This is a genomic window from Colwellia sp. PAMC 21821, assembly GCF_002077175.1.
GTDB lineage: Bacteria > Pseudomonadota > Gammaproteobacteria > Enterobacterales > Alteromonadaceae > Cognaticolwellia.
The window spans coordinates 1,579,159-1,594,274 of sequence record NZ_CP014943.1 but is presented as its reverse complement, the minus strand read 5'-3'; the positions used below and the strand labels follow the sequence as shown (position 1 = coordinate 1,594,274).

Genomic DNA, 15,116 nt, shown 5'->3' with positions numbered 1-15,116 from the left:
CTGATAGAACGCTAACTACCTTTTGATTGAAATATAGGTAAAAGGATCGCTAACTAAAATTCAAGTAACCATTAAATAGTTCTATAACGTGCTTCAAGTGCACAAAATATGCTAAAGCAAGCCATGCCTAAACCCATAGTACCTAGTAGATATACACCGAAAGGTTGCTCTAAAAGTGTTGATAAGGCTTTGCCTAATCCCCCAGCTTCATCAGGATTTTTACTATAGGCTGCGTAGATAATAAAGTACCCCACTATCCAGTAAATAAGGCTTCGAGCCGCAAAGCCATAGCGACCAGCTTTCTTAGTTGCTTTTATTTCGCCACCTGACATTTTTGAACTGTCGAATTTATCCATAAAATCTATTTTAATGGCATGTTTTAATTGAATAAAACCAAAACAGATCACAATTAGTCCTAAAGCGCCTAGTAACCATATTCCCCATTCGTGCCCCATGAGTTTTGCGGATAAAGATTGTCCTTTGCCGCTTTTACTGGTCCAAGTTAATGCTGAATATGCAGTATAAGCCACTGAGCAATAAAGCATTGCTGATATAAAGTAAAAAAATCTAAGAATAAGATCCTTTGGTTTATTGGTCAGGTTTTTTGGGTTTAAAACTCCTTGGATGAGACGCCATGCAACGTAGCAGATTAATCCAATGATTAATGCGGTTAAGGAAATATAACCAAAAGGAGTTCCTAATATTTTACTAAAGACCACATCTTTAGAAATATGCTCTACACCAGTAGAATAGTATGCAGAATAAACTATTAGAAATCCAAGCACTGCATATATTACGCTTTTAGCTGCATATCCTACACGGCCAACATAAATTAACCATTGCTTCTTTTCTTTATTCATTATCATTAATTCCTTTGAAAACATATTTTTAAACGCGATTATTAGTACGTAAAACTTTTTATTCACAGTCGAAGGTTAAGTAACCATACTTCAAAAGCAAAATTCCTGCCATAGTGTCGACTTACCGTGGTTTATAATTCATTATTAAAACCTATCTACTATTACTGGTACTATTACTGGGACATCCACAATATTATTGGGTCAGGCATAGTTAATTGAAAAATAACAAGCTATCTACTAGGGTTACAATACCCGTCTAAGTAAAAAGATTTTTCTTGATGACTACCGCCAGAAAACAACTTATTAGTTTAGCTAATCGCTTTATTTCAATACAATCCAGCAGTATTTTTTAGTCACGACTAGTTTATTTATCATCATTTTTATTTTTAAATTTAAAATGGGTGTCCTAATTAACTCTCTAGTTACCTTTCTTCTTTAGGTTTAATGTTATCGATAATATGAGAGTGTTAGAAAGTTGTGTAAATCCGAATTGTATAAAAAAATTCGGATTTTACACAACTCTAAAACCGTTCAAGTGCTCTTCAAAATTTCTTCAATGATCGGGATTAAAGTCGTAGGTTACTTTTTAATTGTCAGCTCCAAATAATGGCAACGCTTAAAGTTGAAGGTTCTTTAGCGTGTTAGCGCTATAGTAAAATATGTGCTGAAAGTGCAATAACAGGCAATGTCACCAAAGTACGTAGAATAAATACGACAAATAACTCAAAAAAGTTTACTGGGATTTTACTGCCAATCAGTAGTGCGCCGACTTCACTCATATAGATTAATTGCGTGACGGATAAGGCCGCAATCACAAAACGTGTTAGATCAGACTCTATCGAGCTTGCTAAGATGGATGGTAGGAACATATCCGCAAAGCCGACCACAATAGTCGTTGAAGCAACACCCGCTTCAGGGATCTGTAAGAGCTCTAGCAATGGAATAAATGGCATACCTAAATAATCAAAGATTGGTGTATTCTCAGCCAGTACTAATGCGATAGTACCTATAGCCATAACTCCTGGAATAATACCAAAGACCATATCGACTACATTTTTAACGCCTTCTTGCAGAACATGTTTAACGCCTCCTGCTTGTGCAGCTTTATTAAGTGCTTGTTCAAAGCCCCATGACATTACGCCATGACCTTGTGGGATCATTTCATCATCTGGATGACGTGGAGTGTTATCAATGTATAAATCTTTCTTTCTTGATAGTGGCGGAAGTTTTGGTACCACAATGGCTGCAACAAAGCCGGCAAGACAAACGGTTAAGTAAAACGGTATAAATAAATGCTCAAGTTGTACTTGAGAGATAACCACTAAGCTGAAAGTGATAGAGACCGCAGAGAATGTTGTACCAATAACAGCAGCTTCACGTTCTGTGTAAAAACGTGTTTCATACTGTTTGGCTGTCATTAATATGCCAACGCTGCCATCACCTAACCAAGAAGCCATACAATCAATTGCGCTTCTGCCTGGAAGGTTAAAGATAGGTCTCATTATTTTAGTCAGCATGGTTCCAAAAAACTCAAGTAAACCAAAGTTGAGTAATAAAGGCAGTAACATGCCAGCTAGAATAAAAACTGAAAAAAGCACCGGTAATAAGTCGTTAAGTACTAATGCACCAGCATCAGCAGAGTATATGACTTCTGAGCCCACTTTTAGATAGGTCAGTACAATGAATACTGCGCCTAGGATACGCACCACTAACCAAAAAGGTGAAACATTGAGCAAGCTATTCAGAAAGGGGGATTCTTGAACAAACTTAGGTTTAATGACTTTACTGAGTACTGACATTATAGCCATAAAGACAACGATACAAGTAACAATTAACGGTAGTATTTCTGCAAATTGGCTTTGTATCACCTTTGCCGCTATTGCGATAGGAATCGTAATAGCGCCGTTATAGCTGATGGGTGTCATGAATAATAATAAACCGAGCAGCGACGGAATAATAAAGGTCAGTATCGTTTTAATGTTATATTTTTGTTTCTGTATCTGTTGAGTCACTTTATGTAAACCTTACTAATTAACCAAATAAATATGGTTGATCGTGCCTAGCCTTGCGGCAGGGGAAATGTTGAGTGTTGATTCAATGATTTTTAGCGGGGCAAGATTACCTGCTTATCTAGTCTAAGTAAAATAATTCGCTTTAAGTTTAACTCGTTAACGAATAGAGTTAATTGGGACAGCTATCGTAAATTTGAAAAATGAGAAGCGCTATACTAGGATTATCAATCGGTCAAAGTAAAAGTGCTTTTTGATGATTAATGCCAGAAAATAACATATCAGTTTATTTAATATAAACGTAGACTCTCAAGGTAGATGAAAATATCTATTTATAAAATTCAAACAAGGAATGTATATGAAAATTTTATCCCTAATGACTGTTGCTTTTATAACAGTATCTGCCAGTAGTTCAGCTAAGAATATTTATGCGGATGTGCAAGTTACCGAGCTTCAACCGACAAATAACGTTATGTGGAAACGTAAAAACCTAAACACGCCCAAATATCCAATAGAGCTTGCACGCTCTGGGATCAGAGGCTGCGCTGTTTTATCTTTTGAAATTTCAGCATCGGGTAAAACTGAAAGTGTAGAAATTATTAGCGCTGTGCCTAAAAAGAAACTAGGTAAATCCTCTCGAAAAATGCTGCAAAAATGGCATTGGACCCCAACGTCTACGTTGACTGAACCTGCTGCAGAAAAAAGAACTTTACGGTTAGATTTTTGTATTGATGGTGATTCAACTGAGCAAGCTGAAGAAGCTTGTAAACAGCAAACCCTGATTTCATGTAAATAACGAAGTTAATCAATATGGACCTTTAGCTATTCGACAAGGGCTACTCAAGCTATTCTCTGTTGAGTAGGCTCTTTAGGTCCGTTTATATTCATTACTGTCGTTAGGGGGAGGGGCAGGTTGTATTTTTACTTAACCGCGTTTACTTCAAAAAGTCGCATTTAGCGCATAATTTAAATACTCGCTCAGAACTTAGACTTTACCGCGATAAGCACTAATAATTTCATCAACATTCTCAGTGCCACCTTGCTGAATTCGGTTATAGTGATTAAGTGTCTTTTCTAAATAAAGTTTAACTACACGTGCTTGTTTTTCGTTACCTGCTTGCCAAATGTCATGACCTACTGGGCTAATTATCCTATTGTTATCGCTTTTTGATGAAACCAAAATAACTTCATAATAGCGGCGATTATCTTCTACTAAAACCTCATTTTTTAAGCTGAAGTTGAGAGATATTAATTTTCGACGCAGTGCAAATTGTTGGTTAACGGGGCAGAGTAAAAAATCAATATTGTCGTTGGGATGCTTTTGGTGAATGTCATTGATGAACTGGATCATCAAGTCACCACCAATACCCGCAATGATGATGAGGTGTGTTCCTTGATGTTGTTTCAAGGGTAACTTTGCTACATCAATACAGTGTACTGTCCAATTAGCATTGGCATGTTGATAAAACCTTTGGAGCTTGCTTTCTATACTTGTTATCAGCTCCGGTACTATATCTACAAAATGTATGTTCTGGGCAGCTTGTCGAGACAACAAGCTGGCACCCAAAAATCCATGATCACAGCAGCAATCCCATATGTGGGTGTAGCTGGCTGTAACCATTTGCTCAATACGCTGTAATCTTTTACTGAGTTTCAATGAAATAGCCTGTAGTTAAATCATCGCATTGTAATGGTTTTATTTATTATTGCGAGTGTTGGCTTGCTTGATCATTAAGCGTCTAAGCCTAAGCTCTTTCGTAATTCAGCCAAGTTTTCGTGGCTAGATACAAACAGCATTTTGTCGCCAGCGTTTAGCGACTCAACTTCTGCAGGTATGCGGCAACGTTCACCATTATTAACCGTTACCAAGTGGCATCGTTTGGGTAAATCAACATCTGCGAGCGCTTTTGGACAGTTGTCATCTAATGTTAACTCGACAAACTGCAATTCCCCATCTAAATAAGCGGATCTGAGCATGCCATCGCACAATTCGCTCATGTTGACTATTTCTCTGGTCAACTGTTTGTTGGTGAAAATTACGCCTTCCATCTCCAGGTTGTGACAAACCGGCTCGAGTTCGTCATCTTCAACTCGAACGATGACTCTTTTAAAACCCATGGTTTTTGCCACTTGGGCGGCAAGTAAATTGTCGGTGTCGCTATCCGAAAGGCAAATTAGCGCGTCGGTGTTTTTTGGGCTAGCCTCTTCTAAAAATTTAGGTTTTGCCCCGTCACCGAGAATAAATCCACAGTCGATATATTGGCTTAAAAGATCAATTTTATCCTGATCTTTCTCTATAATAACCACTTCATGATCACGTTCCGTTAAGGCTGCAGCGCAGTGAGAAGCTAGAGAGCCGCCACCTATAATTACCATACGCATTTTATTTATTTCCTTCTTTTACCAAACCACGTTGATGGGAACAGCAGCACAATAATGGCAACAGTTTCCACTCGTCCTAATAACATATTAAAAATCAATACTAGCTTTAGAGGCGTCGGCAACTCTGCAGAAGTTAATCCGCTGGAAACACCGGCCGTACCCAATGCTGATGTAACTTCGTAAAGAGACTCTATGGGAGGCATGCCATAGCCAAGAAAGATAAGCCAACTGCCAATAAGAAATACTAAATAGCCACAGATGATCGCTAATACGTTTTCGATGGTTAAATAGTCTACTCGTTTGCCGTCAAGGCGAAGATGTAGCTGCGAGTGAACGCCACTACTGGCGCGACGCAAAAACATTTGCATTGCTTTGAATAACACTAGCAAACGATAAATTTTAATACCACCTGCTGTACTGCCGATGCCGCCGCCGACAAACATGCAGGCACAGATTAACAGCATGGCAGCGCTGCCGAATGGCAAAATATCAGATGACGCGAAACCTGCGGTCGTAATAGCGGATACTGTATTGAAATAGGTTTGGCCTATGGTTGCCTCACCGCCCGTTAGCCAAACCAGCGCAAATACGGCTAAGGGTAAAAACGCGACAAACAATAGCAGGCATCTGAACTGAGGGTCTCTAAAACTGGCGCGTAGCGAGGCTATTGTTGGTCGATAATATAAGTGTAGTGAAATCGCCCCTAGCACTGAGATAATAGAGACAATCCATTGCTCACTCATGCCGTAAGAGGCGAAACTGTCATCACGGTTGGCGAAACCACCGGTAGAAACGGCTGCCATAGCATGTACTATCGCGTCAATAAGTGAACTACCAGCACCAAGTAGCGCCCCAATACCTATGATGGTTAATACGGCGTAGACCACTAAAATACGTTTGGCATGACCACGAGTACCGCCTATATGGGAGTCTACGTCAGCGGCGTCAGCACCAAACATTTTGGTTTCTATACCGGGTTGGGTGTGAATTGCTAACGCTAATACAATGACACCTAGACCGCCGACCCACTGCATCCATCCGCGAGCAAACAAAAATGCGGCCGGCTTATCTTCCACTGACGCTAAAGTCGACAGTCCGGTGGTAGTTACACCTGACACAGTTTCAAACCAGGCGTCGATAAACGACATGTTGTATTGCAGCATCGGTAGGGTAAATAGCAGGGAAGAGCTAATAAATACGAGTGCGGCAACCGCTAATGTTTCGTTACGTTGCAGTTGCTGCACCCGCTTAATACGTCGACTAATCGCGTAACAAAAGGCACAAATCATCGCGACAACCAAATAAGCCAGCGCTACAGGATATTGTCCACTTGCGAGCGAAACACTCATTGGCACCAGCACCAGTAAGCCCATCAAACCTAGCAGTTCGAATAAATGCTTACAAACCGCTCTAGGACGTGCAGCGAATAGTAAGCTAGTTTGGCCTTTAGTGCTGACAGGAGCCGATCTTTTTGACAAGATTATCCCTTATTTAATATTTGTTGTGCAGAACACTTACTTAATATTATTAGCATCTCAAGCGCATGTAAAGCAAGATGTATATGTATAGAAGACTGAGATTAACTCTGTATTTATGAATTTATTAGCACAGCCTTTTTGAGTTTTTATGCCCTAAATTATATTCATAAATATTGCTATGTTAAAAGTTAAGGTTAATAAATCTGTATTTTAGTAGCTACTTTTATTAAGTTTAAAGTAAGATTATTAACTATGCTCTAAGATAAGTATTAAATCGTCATAAATTTTTAATAACCCTTAAGGATATAACTTATGTTTACAGGTATTTTAGGTCTTCTTCATTTAATTATCGCGATTTGGGCGATTCTTAGTATTTTAAAATCAGGCGCATCGACCGCAGAGAAAATTGTATGGGCTTTAGTCGTGCTGTTATTTCCCGTTATTGGTTTGATTATTTGGTTTTTAGCCGGGCCAAAATAGCGTTATTTAATGAATTCACAATAATGATTATTTCATGTGAATTTAGTTGATTTATATGTGATACCAAGTTGATTAATTATCTGCTCATTTTTAATGGTTAAAATACAAAAGTAGAACACTTAATTAGTCAAATTGGTATGAAAAAGCACCCCAGCTGTTGGGTGCTAACTTAAGGAGTTGGCTATGCCGACAAATAAGCATAAAAGAAAAGCTTCTGCGCATGCCACACCTCGAACTGCCAAAAATGCTAAGTCGCCTGGTTTGATAACATTACACCCAAAAGTTTTCATGACAGTTGGTTTGTTTTTTGTCGCGCTAGGCATATATATTATGGCTTTTGAATCCCAAAGCAATGCCATGTTTGGTATTGCTATGCTGTCTCTAGTTGCAGGTACTGCCACCACCATTTATGCAAATTTTACTGTACCTAAACCCAAATAGCGTCGTGCTTTCAGGAAAATATAGTCACTGTAAATAAGTTATTTGGAGAGGATATGAAAAAAATATTTGCGGAATATAAGGCATTTGCCCTTAAAGGAAATGTTTTAGATATGGCCATTGGTATTGTAGTAGGTGGTGCTTTTGCTACGATTGCTAGCAGTTTGGTCACTAATATTATTGCGCCTACTATCGGTTTATTCACCAGCGGTGTAGATATGGCTGATTTATTTTTTGTATTAAAAAGTGGCGCACAAGGCGGTCCCTATATTACCTTAGATGTCGCCAATAAAGATGGTGCTGTAACGCTCAGTTATGGCTTATTTATAAATAGTGTTTTTAGTTTTACCATCGTTTCTTGGTTTGCATTTGTATTGGTTAAAGGTATTAATCGTATCAAAGACGCGGAATCACAGAAAGTAGGTAAAGCAACAAAGAGTTGCCAGTTCTGTTATTCCCTTATTAATGTAAAAGCGTCCAAATGCCCACAATGCACAACGAACTTAGATTAGTTCTACTTCCCATGCTTATCTGCTGTCGATTTTCACTTTTTGACTCTACCATATAAAGTTTTTAGTACCATGATGATTTTGGTCAAAAAAGCTGTTAAGTAGCCAAAATAATACTATTTAGTTATTAAGTTGTTTTAACTGCTGAATTGTATGTGAAAGATAAATTTTTCTTGCTGATAATTATAATATCTTTAAAAGTTAGCACAATACAAGGAGTAGGGGATGAAAGAAAATATAGCGGTCAATAATATTTTTAAAGCCGCTTTTGTTTCTATAGGTTAACCTGTAATTAAAATATTATATTTAAAATAGTTTCTTTACTTTCTGTTTTTAATTAACTTTATTGTTAGTATGATGAGTTTTTATCTACAATTTCAGTTTGTTCTCAAATTAAATTAAAGGAACTGTTTTGTTAAGCTTTACAGAAAAAATGATGTAGGATTGTCTGATTTATAATCGATGTATGATAATTATAATGCAGTTACCTTGTGAAAGTTTACCGATAAATCTAATTAACTAATATGGAGTAAGTCATGTTAATCAATTTGAAAGAGTTAAACGGAAGTACTATTCATGCAGTAGATGGTGAGATAGGACAAGTGAATGATATTTATTTTGATGATAGGTATTGGACCATCAGATTTATGGTGGTTGATATCCAGCCTTGGGTACCATTAAGTGAAAAAACTTTGATAAGCCCAATATCATTGCTTGAATTCAATATTGAAGAACAGCAGCTTAATGTGTCTATAACCAAAGAGAAGGTGAAAAACAGTCCTCAAATGGATGAACTTGAAACAGTTTCTCGCGAATTTGAGAAAACATATTTTGATTATTATGCTTATGGCTATTATTGGTTAGGCGGAGGAGCATGGGGAGAATATGCATATCCTATGGCTTTAGTTGAACAAGCTGCTTTAAAAACAGATAACGCAGAAAATGATGAGACGAAAATTACTAACCATCTGCGTTCAACTAATGAGATCACGCATTACGGTATAAATGCTTTAGATGGTAAAAAAGGATATATCAAAGACTTTATTTGTGACACTTATAATTGGTCTCTGCGCTACGTTGTGGTGGATACACGTGATTGGCTACCTGGTGGTAAAAAAGTACTGATCACGCCAAAGCAATTAGAAGCTTTGAATTGGGAAGATAAAACAGCTACCTGTAATCTGAATTTGGAACAGATAAAAGCATGCCCTGAATATGATGAAGAACAATTAAATAATGCGGAGTATCTTGCAGAGGTGGAAAACACTCTGATGTTCAATAAATAGACAGTGCAAGTATGCTTTTGTAACTTTATTGCTATTATTATCGAAAATACGTTGGTTTATAAAAATGTCATACTCATAAACCAACGTCTCACACAGATGCTGATTAGTACTTCGTAATATTGAGAATGCAATAATTTTAAATTCTCATTATCAGTCTATAAGTACCATATTTTATGAGCGATTTTTATTAATATATGTGTCAAAAGCAGAAGGTGAAAACTAATAGGAAAATATTCCCAGATAAAGGTAACGAAATGCAAAAAAAATACGGCCATAAAAAGTCAAAGAGTAGCGAAGTAACCGATATATTGTATGGCAGTGAAACAACCAAAGCGCTGAGTAACTTTACCCTTAGCGAGCTTAAAATGCCGCGCGCATTTATTTCGGCCTTAGCGATAATAAAAAGTGCCTGTGCGCAAGCTAATCAAGAGTTAGGACTACTTAATGCCGAAAAATCGGCTGCTATTCAATTAGCAGCCAAAGAAGTTGTTGACGGCTTTCACGTTGACCAGTTTCCCGTTGATGTATTTCAAACCGGCTCTGGCACCAGCACCAATATGAATATTAATGAAGTGATAGTCTCAATAGTCGAACGAGATAGTCAGCATAAAGTTAGCCTTCACCCAAACGACGACGTGAATATGGGCCAAAGCTCAAATGACGTGATCCCGTCATGTATTCACCTGAGTGCCGCAATACTTATTTCTGAAGAATTATTACCTTCGTTACAACATTTATGTCTTACGTTGGAGGCAAAAGCTGATAAACATATTAACACGATAAAAACTGGCAGAACGCATTTAATGGATGCTATGCCATTGAGTTTAGCGCAGGAAATAAGCGGCTGGAGCAGCCAAATTCGTTATGTACATGAACAGCTTGAAAATAGCCTATCTAGTTTATTGCAACTGGCTATTGGCGGCACTGCAATCGGTACCGGCGTAAATACACATCCAGAATTTTCAGAAATTGTAACGCGTATTTTAGCGCAAAAAACCGCACTGAAATTTAGACCTGCGGATAATTACTTCCGGGCAATAAGTGCCCAAGATACTGCGGTGCATGTAAGCGGAATACTCAAAACTACCGCTGTTAGTTTGAGTAAAGTGAGTAATGATATTCGTTGGCTTAGCAGTGGACCGTTAAATGGTCTAAATGAATTACAGTTACCTGAACTACAAAAAGGTAGCAGCATTATGCCAGGCAAAGTTAACCCTGTGATCCCAGAAGCGGTATTAATGGCTTGTACTCAGGTGATTGGCAATGACACGACTATTACCTTAGCAGGGCAATCGGGTAATTTTCAACTCAACACTATGCTACCTTTAATTGGCCATACTTTAGTGCAAAGTATTCAGCTTTTAAGCACAAGCAGCATAGCACTTGCCGATAAAGTGATTAAAAATATGCAAGTGAATCACTCGATGATTAATCAAAACTTGGCAAAAAATCCTATTTTGGCAACGGCGTTAAATCATTTAATTGGTTATGATAAAAGTGCAGAAATTGCTAAAAAAGCGTATGAAGAAAAAAGAACCGTGTTAGATGTAGCCATCGAACTTACTGACATAAGTGAAGCTGAACTTAGCAAACTGCTTGATCCGAAACGACTTGTAGGTGATCAAATTTAATTAGCTCATAAACTGATAAGTTCTCCCTGCGCATCTCAAGGGATTTTAGATTGGCTGCAATAAACTCATTATTTATTACTTTCGTCTGGCACAATGATTTCAAAGGATGTAAGCGTTACAAGTCAATAAATATTGGCTAAACTTAGCGCCAAAGCCCGCGATATTGCAACATCTATAACAAGATGCTGAGGCAGTTTAAAGTTGCTTATGGGATGACCAAATTGCCAGGCTAGAATGAGTGTGCATCGTCCACTTCTTCGGCCAATTTATCGTCCACTTCTTCAAACCACGGCTTACAGTTTTTATCTCGAATGTTGAATAGATTTTAGGTTGAAATATCAACATTTAAATTTCCTTGTGACTTGGAGTTGTATGCAGCAATTTTTTGATAAGCTATCGATTATTGGCGCGATAGTCGCACTTTTTTTATGGACTAATAGTTGCTCGGTATTCGCGGTCGAACTTAATGAGCTGACTTATATTACTGAAAGTAGTGCTTCATTTAATTATATTCGAGATGGAAAGTTGCAAGGGCCTGCGGTAGATTTACTTTTAGCTGCTTCGGCGAATGCGGGTAGCCCAGTAAAACGCGAGCATATATTAGTTCAACCTTGGGCCAGAGGCTTTAGAAATACTCAAAAGGGTCCCAACACCGTTTTGTTCAGTACAATTAGAACGCCTGAACGAGAGGAAAGCTTTCAATGGGTTGGGCCGATTGCCTCTGAAAGTGATGTTTTGATCGCGTTGAAAACACGTGAAATTACGATCAGCAAACCAGAAGATATGACTCGTTACATCACCGGTGCCGTAAGGGGCGATGTAGGTGAAGAGATACTACAAGAAGTAGGCGTTCCGCTGGAAAGAATCGTCTTGCTTTCTCACTCAACAAACTTGAGCATGATGTTAAGCTCTGGACGGATAGATTTATGGATATTTGGCGAAGATGGCTGGCGTGAGACCTTAGTATCATCTGATCTTGATCCCGCTAATTTTGAAATTATTTACCGCTTTCCGCCAAAAAAATATTATTTTGCGCTCAGCCTTGATATCGAACAGCAGTTGGTTGAGCAATTTCAGCAAGCGATAGACAAGGTACTTGCCTCAAATGAACTTGCTATCTAACGCTTACTTATAAATCTTTATTACTTGGTTCTTTTTCAATTATATCGAAGGCCGGCAAGGTTACTCGCCAATAAATAGCGGCTAAGCGTAACGCTAATGCGCCTAATATTGAGCCAATAATGGCAACATGTGCAGGAAGGTCTAGATAGGTGAGTAAAGTAAATAATGCACCACCTAAAATAGCAGCTGTGGCGTAAATTTCTTGTCGTAATATCATTGGAATAACATTACAAAGTACATCGCGGATCATGCCACCTGCAACGCCTGTCACCATGCCTAATAAAATAGCAACGGGAACTGCAGCACCTAAGGTTAAGGCTTTTTCAGTGCCTAATACAGCAAACAATGCTAAACCAAAAGCATCAGAAACTAATAGAAACCTTTTGGGTATGCGTTTAGGGCATCGAATAAAGATAATAGTTAATGCGGCAGTCGCTAGAATAACATACAAATATATTGGGTTTTTGACCCAAAATACTGGCGTTTGTAAAATTACATCGCGAATGGTGCCGCCGCCAATAGCGGTAACCGCAGACAGTACGGCAACACCAAAAGGGTCGAGTTGATAACGACCGGCCATTAATGCCCCTGAAAAGGCAAAAACAATAACGCCGAAGAGATCAAGCCAATAAAGTAATTCTAACATGGGTGAACTTGCTTATTTTACCAGGGGTAAGTCAGCTGATTGCCAGCCATTCATATCGCCTTCTAAGTGGCGAAGGTCGCTAAAGCCTGCTGCGCGTAAATCATTTTCTGCGCTTATAGCTCGACGACCTGAGCGACAATGCACGACAACAGTTTGATCTTTTAAGCCAATAATTTTACTAAGGTTAGCGTTAATTTGCTCGTGGCTGATATTAATGGCGCCAGCGATATGTCCTTCGGCGAATTCTTCGGCGGTACGCACATCTAACACCACGGTTTTATTAGCGGGTGTGGCCATTAAGGTTAAAAGTGCTTGCTGTGAAATAGTGGTGGTTTGCTCTGCAAAAGTTAAAAATGCACAAACGCTTAATAGAATAACTAATGCTGACTTGATAAATTTCATGAAAAATCCTTAATATCTGGTTTAACGTATTTTTACGCTAATGCTAATAGTTTACCTGAATCGGTAAGTTAGCAAAGGCTTTTAATTGCGGGTAAATAGGAACGCAATTTATGACTCATATTATTTAACCATACCAGAAAGAGCATAGGAGGTTACGGCGAGTAACATCACTAATAAAATTAAGATATATAGTGCGTAATTGATTCGTTTACTGGCATGAATAATATCAGTAGGTTGCGGCTGTCTAGCGTGGTCATTATAGCTAGTTTTACGGACTTTACTGCCGTTATACATGGCTACGCCACTGAGTTTTATTTCTAACCCTAAAGCAAGTACATGCAACAATATTCCGTTGTCCGCTTGAAAGAACTTGCCCCGTATTAAGCGCCAATATAATAACGTATTCTGGCCAACAGTGCCGATTAGAAGTAGCAAAGCCAATAATCGTGACGGCAACCATTGTAGTAATTTAACAAAATAGTTAACCGCCGCGCCAAAGTGTACAAAGCGATACATTTTGATATTCCATGCGTAATGCATTTCTAACAATAAGCGAAAGGCTAATGCCACTAACGGACCAAAAAAAAGAAAGTAAAATCCAACACACACTAACAGCTGTGAGCTTCGTAACACTTGCATTTCAATACAGGCTTTGCTGATACCTAACGGTGATAGTTGATCGGTGTCGCGCAACAATAGCGGTGCTATTTTTTGTTTGGCTTGGTAGTTGTTATTGGCGACTAATTCACGCGCAATATTTTTATTGGTTTTAGTTAAGCCAAAGCTGCCTAGGGCAAAGTAAAGTAATAGCGCATGCCAAAGCCATTGCACTTCAATAAACACTTCAAATAGCCATAAAATAGCGAGTAAGGGGATTAAAGTCACAAGTACGGCAATGAGGCCTGAAATATTTTGTTGTCGTGAACTGTTAGTCTGTTTATTGACTTTATCGGCTAAGCGCTGACAATAAAAATTGAAAAAAGCTAACGGTTGCTGAGTAATAAACCGCGCAATTACTGCTTTTAATGCGATCAACAATAACAAGGTGACGGCAGAAGAATACAAATAAGGGCTGGTTAAAATATTACTCAGATGCTCCATTAGTGTAATGACTTTCCTTTCAGGGCTTCAATCATGCTCGTGACGACTTTTGACGAGTTAACTGAGGCAGTTTCTAAGTATGCTTCAAATGAGGTTGGTGACTCTTTGCCGGCAATATCAGACATTGAGCGAATAACCACAAATGGGGTTTTGAACTGATGACAAGTATGGGCTATGGCCGCACCTTCCATTTCTACAGCAGCCATAGTAGGGAAGTTGGCTCTAGCTTTAGCAATATCGTCATCTTTGGTCATAAAGGTATCGCCAGTAGTAATTAAGCCCACTAACGTTTGTACATTTTCAAGCGAACTTATGCCCACTTTTGCTGCAGCAATAAGTTCTGGATGAGGAATATAAGCCGGTGGGTTAGCTGGTAATTGGCCTATTTCATAACCGAAAGCGGTCACGTCAACATCGTGGTAACGAACTTCTGAGCTGATAACAATATCGCCTACTTTAAGTGATTGTTCAAAACCACCTGCAGAGCCAGTATTAACCACATAGTCAGGTTGAAATTTATCAATAAGTATGGCGGTCGCTAGTGCGGCGGCTACTTTACCAATGCCCGATTGCACAATAACCACGTCGGAGCCATTCAATAGCCCTTGATAAAATGTGTATCCAGCATGGGTAGATGTTTGGCAATTTTCTAGCTTTGCTTTTAAAATTGCAACTTCTGGCTCCATAGCGCCAATAATGCCTGCTTTCATTAACTTTAATCCTGTAAATATTTTGACGACCACATTGCGCCAGAGTTTATGCGCGGATTATA

At 38.6% G+C, this 15,116-nt stretch carries 16 protein-coding genes; 7 read left to right on the top strand and 9 right to left on the bottom strand.

The genetic code is table 11. The features are described 5' to 3' along the window. Positions 1-71 precede the first annotated feature (71 nt). Both A3Q33_RS06740 and A3Q33_RS06735 read right to left on the bottom strand, forming a co-directional pair. A complete protein-coding gene (locus A3Q33_RS06740) occupies positions 72-860 on the bottom strand; it encodes a DUF1206 domain-containing protein (protein WP_196798062.1) in 789 nt (262 codons plus the stop codon). A gap of 647 nt (positions 861-1,507) precedes the next feature. Then, the gene (locus tag A3Q33_RS06735; RefSeq protein ID WP_155866839.1) at positions 1,508-2,785 is read right to left on the bottom strand and encodes a YjiH family protein; all 1,278 of its coding nucleotides are present in this window, start codon (positions 2,783-2,785) and stop codon (positions 1,508-1,510) included. 442 nt (positions 2,786-3,227) lie between these two features. Between A3Q33_RS06735 and A3Q33_RS06730 the strand changes: the two genes are divergently transcribed. Further along, the gene (locus A3Q33_RS06730) at positions 3,228-3,665 is read left to right on the top strand and encodes an energy transducer TonB (RefSeq protein ID WP_231295796.1); all 438 of its coding nucleotides are present in this window, start codon (positions 3,228-3,230) and stop codon (positions 3,663-3,665) included. Between the two features lie 189 nt (positions 3,666-3,854). Here A3Q33_RS06730 and A3Q33_RS06725 read toward each other — a convergent pair whose 3' ends face one another. From A3Q33_RS06725 to A3Q33_RS06715, 3 genes are all read right to left on the bottom strand, one after another. Then, complete coding sequence (locus A3Q33_RS06725) at positions 3,855-4,526, bottom strand: tRNA (adenine(22)-N(1))-methyltransferase (protein WP_081179283.1); 672 nt, start codon at positions 4,524-4,526, stop codon at positions 3,855-3,857. Between the two features lie 74 nt (positions 4,527-4,600). Continuing rightward, on the bottom strand, positions 4,601-5,251 hold the full coding sequence (locus tag A3Q33_RS06720) for a potassium channel family protein (protein ID WP_081179282.1): 651 nt from the start codon (positions 5,249-5,251) through the stop codon (positions 4,601-4,603). A 5-nt stretch (positions 5,252-5,256) separates the two neighbouring features. Further along, the gene (locus tag A3Q33_RS06715) at positions 5,257-6,729 is read right to left on the bottom strand and encodes a TrkH family potassium uptake protein (RefSeq protein WP_081179281.1); all 1,473 of its coding nucleotides are present in this window, start codon (positions 6,727-6,729) and stop codon (positions 5,257-5,259) included. A gap of 312 nt (positions 6,730-7,041) precedes the next feature. Between A3Q33_RS06715 and A3Q33_RS06710 the strand changes: the two genes are divergently transcribed. The 6 genes from A3Q33_RS06710 (at position 7,042) to A3Q33_RS06685 (ending at position 12,195) form a co-directional block, all read left to right on the top strand. Continuing rightward, entirely contained in the window at positions 7,042-7,209 is a 168-nt protein-coding gene (locus A3Q33_RS06710; RefSeq protein ID WP_081150165.1) for a PLDc N-terminal domain-containing protein, read from the top strand. A 183-nt stretch (positions 7,210-7,392) separates the two neighbouring features. Next, complete coding sequence (locus A3Q33_RS06705; RefSeq protein ID WP_081179280.1) at positions 7,393-7,650, top strand: hypothetical protein; 258 nt, start codon at positions 7,393-7,395, stop codon at positions 7,648-7,650. A 53-nt stretch (positions 7,651-7,703) separates the two neighbouring features. Continuing rightward, the gene (mscL, locus tag A3Q33_RS06700) at positions 7,704-8,159 is read left to right on the top strand and encodes a large conductance mechanosensitive channel protein MscL (RefSeq protein ID WP_081179279.1); all 456 of its coding nucleotides are present in this window, start codon (positions 7,704-7,706) and stop codon (positions 8,157-8,159) included. Positions 8,160-8,692: 533 nt separating this feature from the next. Then, positions 8,693-9,442 carry a hypothetical protein gene (locus A3Q33_RS06695; RefSeq protein ID WP_081179278.1) on the top strand — a complete coding sequence of 250 codons (750 nt, stop codon included), beginning with the start codon at positions 8,693-8,695 and terminating at the stop codon, positions 9,440-9,442. Between the two features lie 254 nt (positions 9,443-9,696). Then, positions 9,697-11,073, top strand: coding sequence for a class II fumarate hydratase (locus A3Q33_RS06690; protein ID WP_081179277.1), 1,377 nt, complete (start codon positions 9,697-9,699; stop codon positions 11,071-11,073). Between the two features lie 372 nt (positions 11,074-11,445). After that, complete coding sequence (locus tag A3Q33_RS06685; protein WP_081179276.1) at positions 11,446-12,195, top strand: substrate-binding periplasmic protein; 750 nt, start codon at positions 11,446-11,448, stop codon at positions 12,193-12,195. A 7-nt stretch (positions 12,196-12,202) separates the two neighbouring features. Here A3Q33_RS06685 and A3Q33_RS06680 read toward each other — a convergent pair whose 3' ends face one another. From A3Q33_RS06680 to mtnN, 4 genes are all read right to left on the bottom strand, one after another. Further along, entirely contained in the window at positions 12,203-12,841 is a 639-nt protein-coding gene (locus A3Q33_RS06680) for a trimeric intracellular cation channel family protein (protein WP_081179275.1), read from the bottom strand. A gap of 12 nt (positions 12,842-12,853) precedes the next feature. Next, positions 12,854-13,243, bottom strand: a complete 390-nt coding sequence (locus tag A3Q33_RS06675; protein WP_081179274.1) for a rhodanese-like domain-containing protein — start codon at positions 13,241-13,243, stop codon at positions 12,854-12,856. Between the two features lie 120 nt (positions 13,244-13,363). Continuing rightward, positions 13,364-14,344: a cobalamin biosynthesis protein CobD/CbiB gene (locus A3Q33_RS06670; protein ID WP_081179273.1), complete on the bottom strand. Its 981-nt coding sequence runs from the start codon at positions 14,342-14,344 to the stop codon at positions 13,364-13,366. Then, positions 14,344-15,054 carry a 5'-methylthioadenosine/S-adenosylhomocysteine nucleosidase gene (mtnN, locus tag A3Q33_RS06665; protein WP_081179272.1) on the bottom strand — a complete coding sequence of 237 codons (711 nt, stop codon included), beginning with the start codon at positions 15,052-15,054 and terminating at the stop codon, positions 14,344-14,346. The genes A3Q33_RS06670 and mtnN overlap by 1 nt, the downstream gene beginning before the upstream one ends. Positions 15,055-15,116 lie beyond the last annotated feature (62 nt).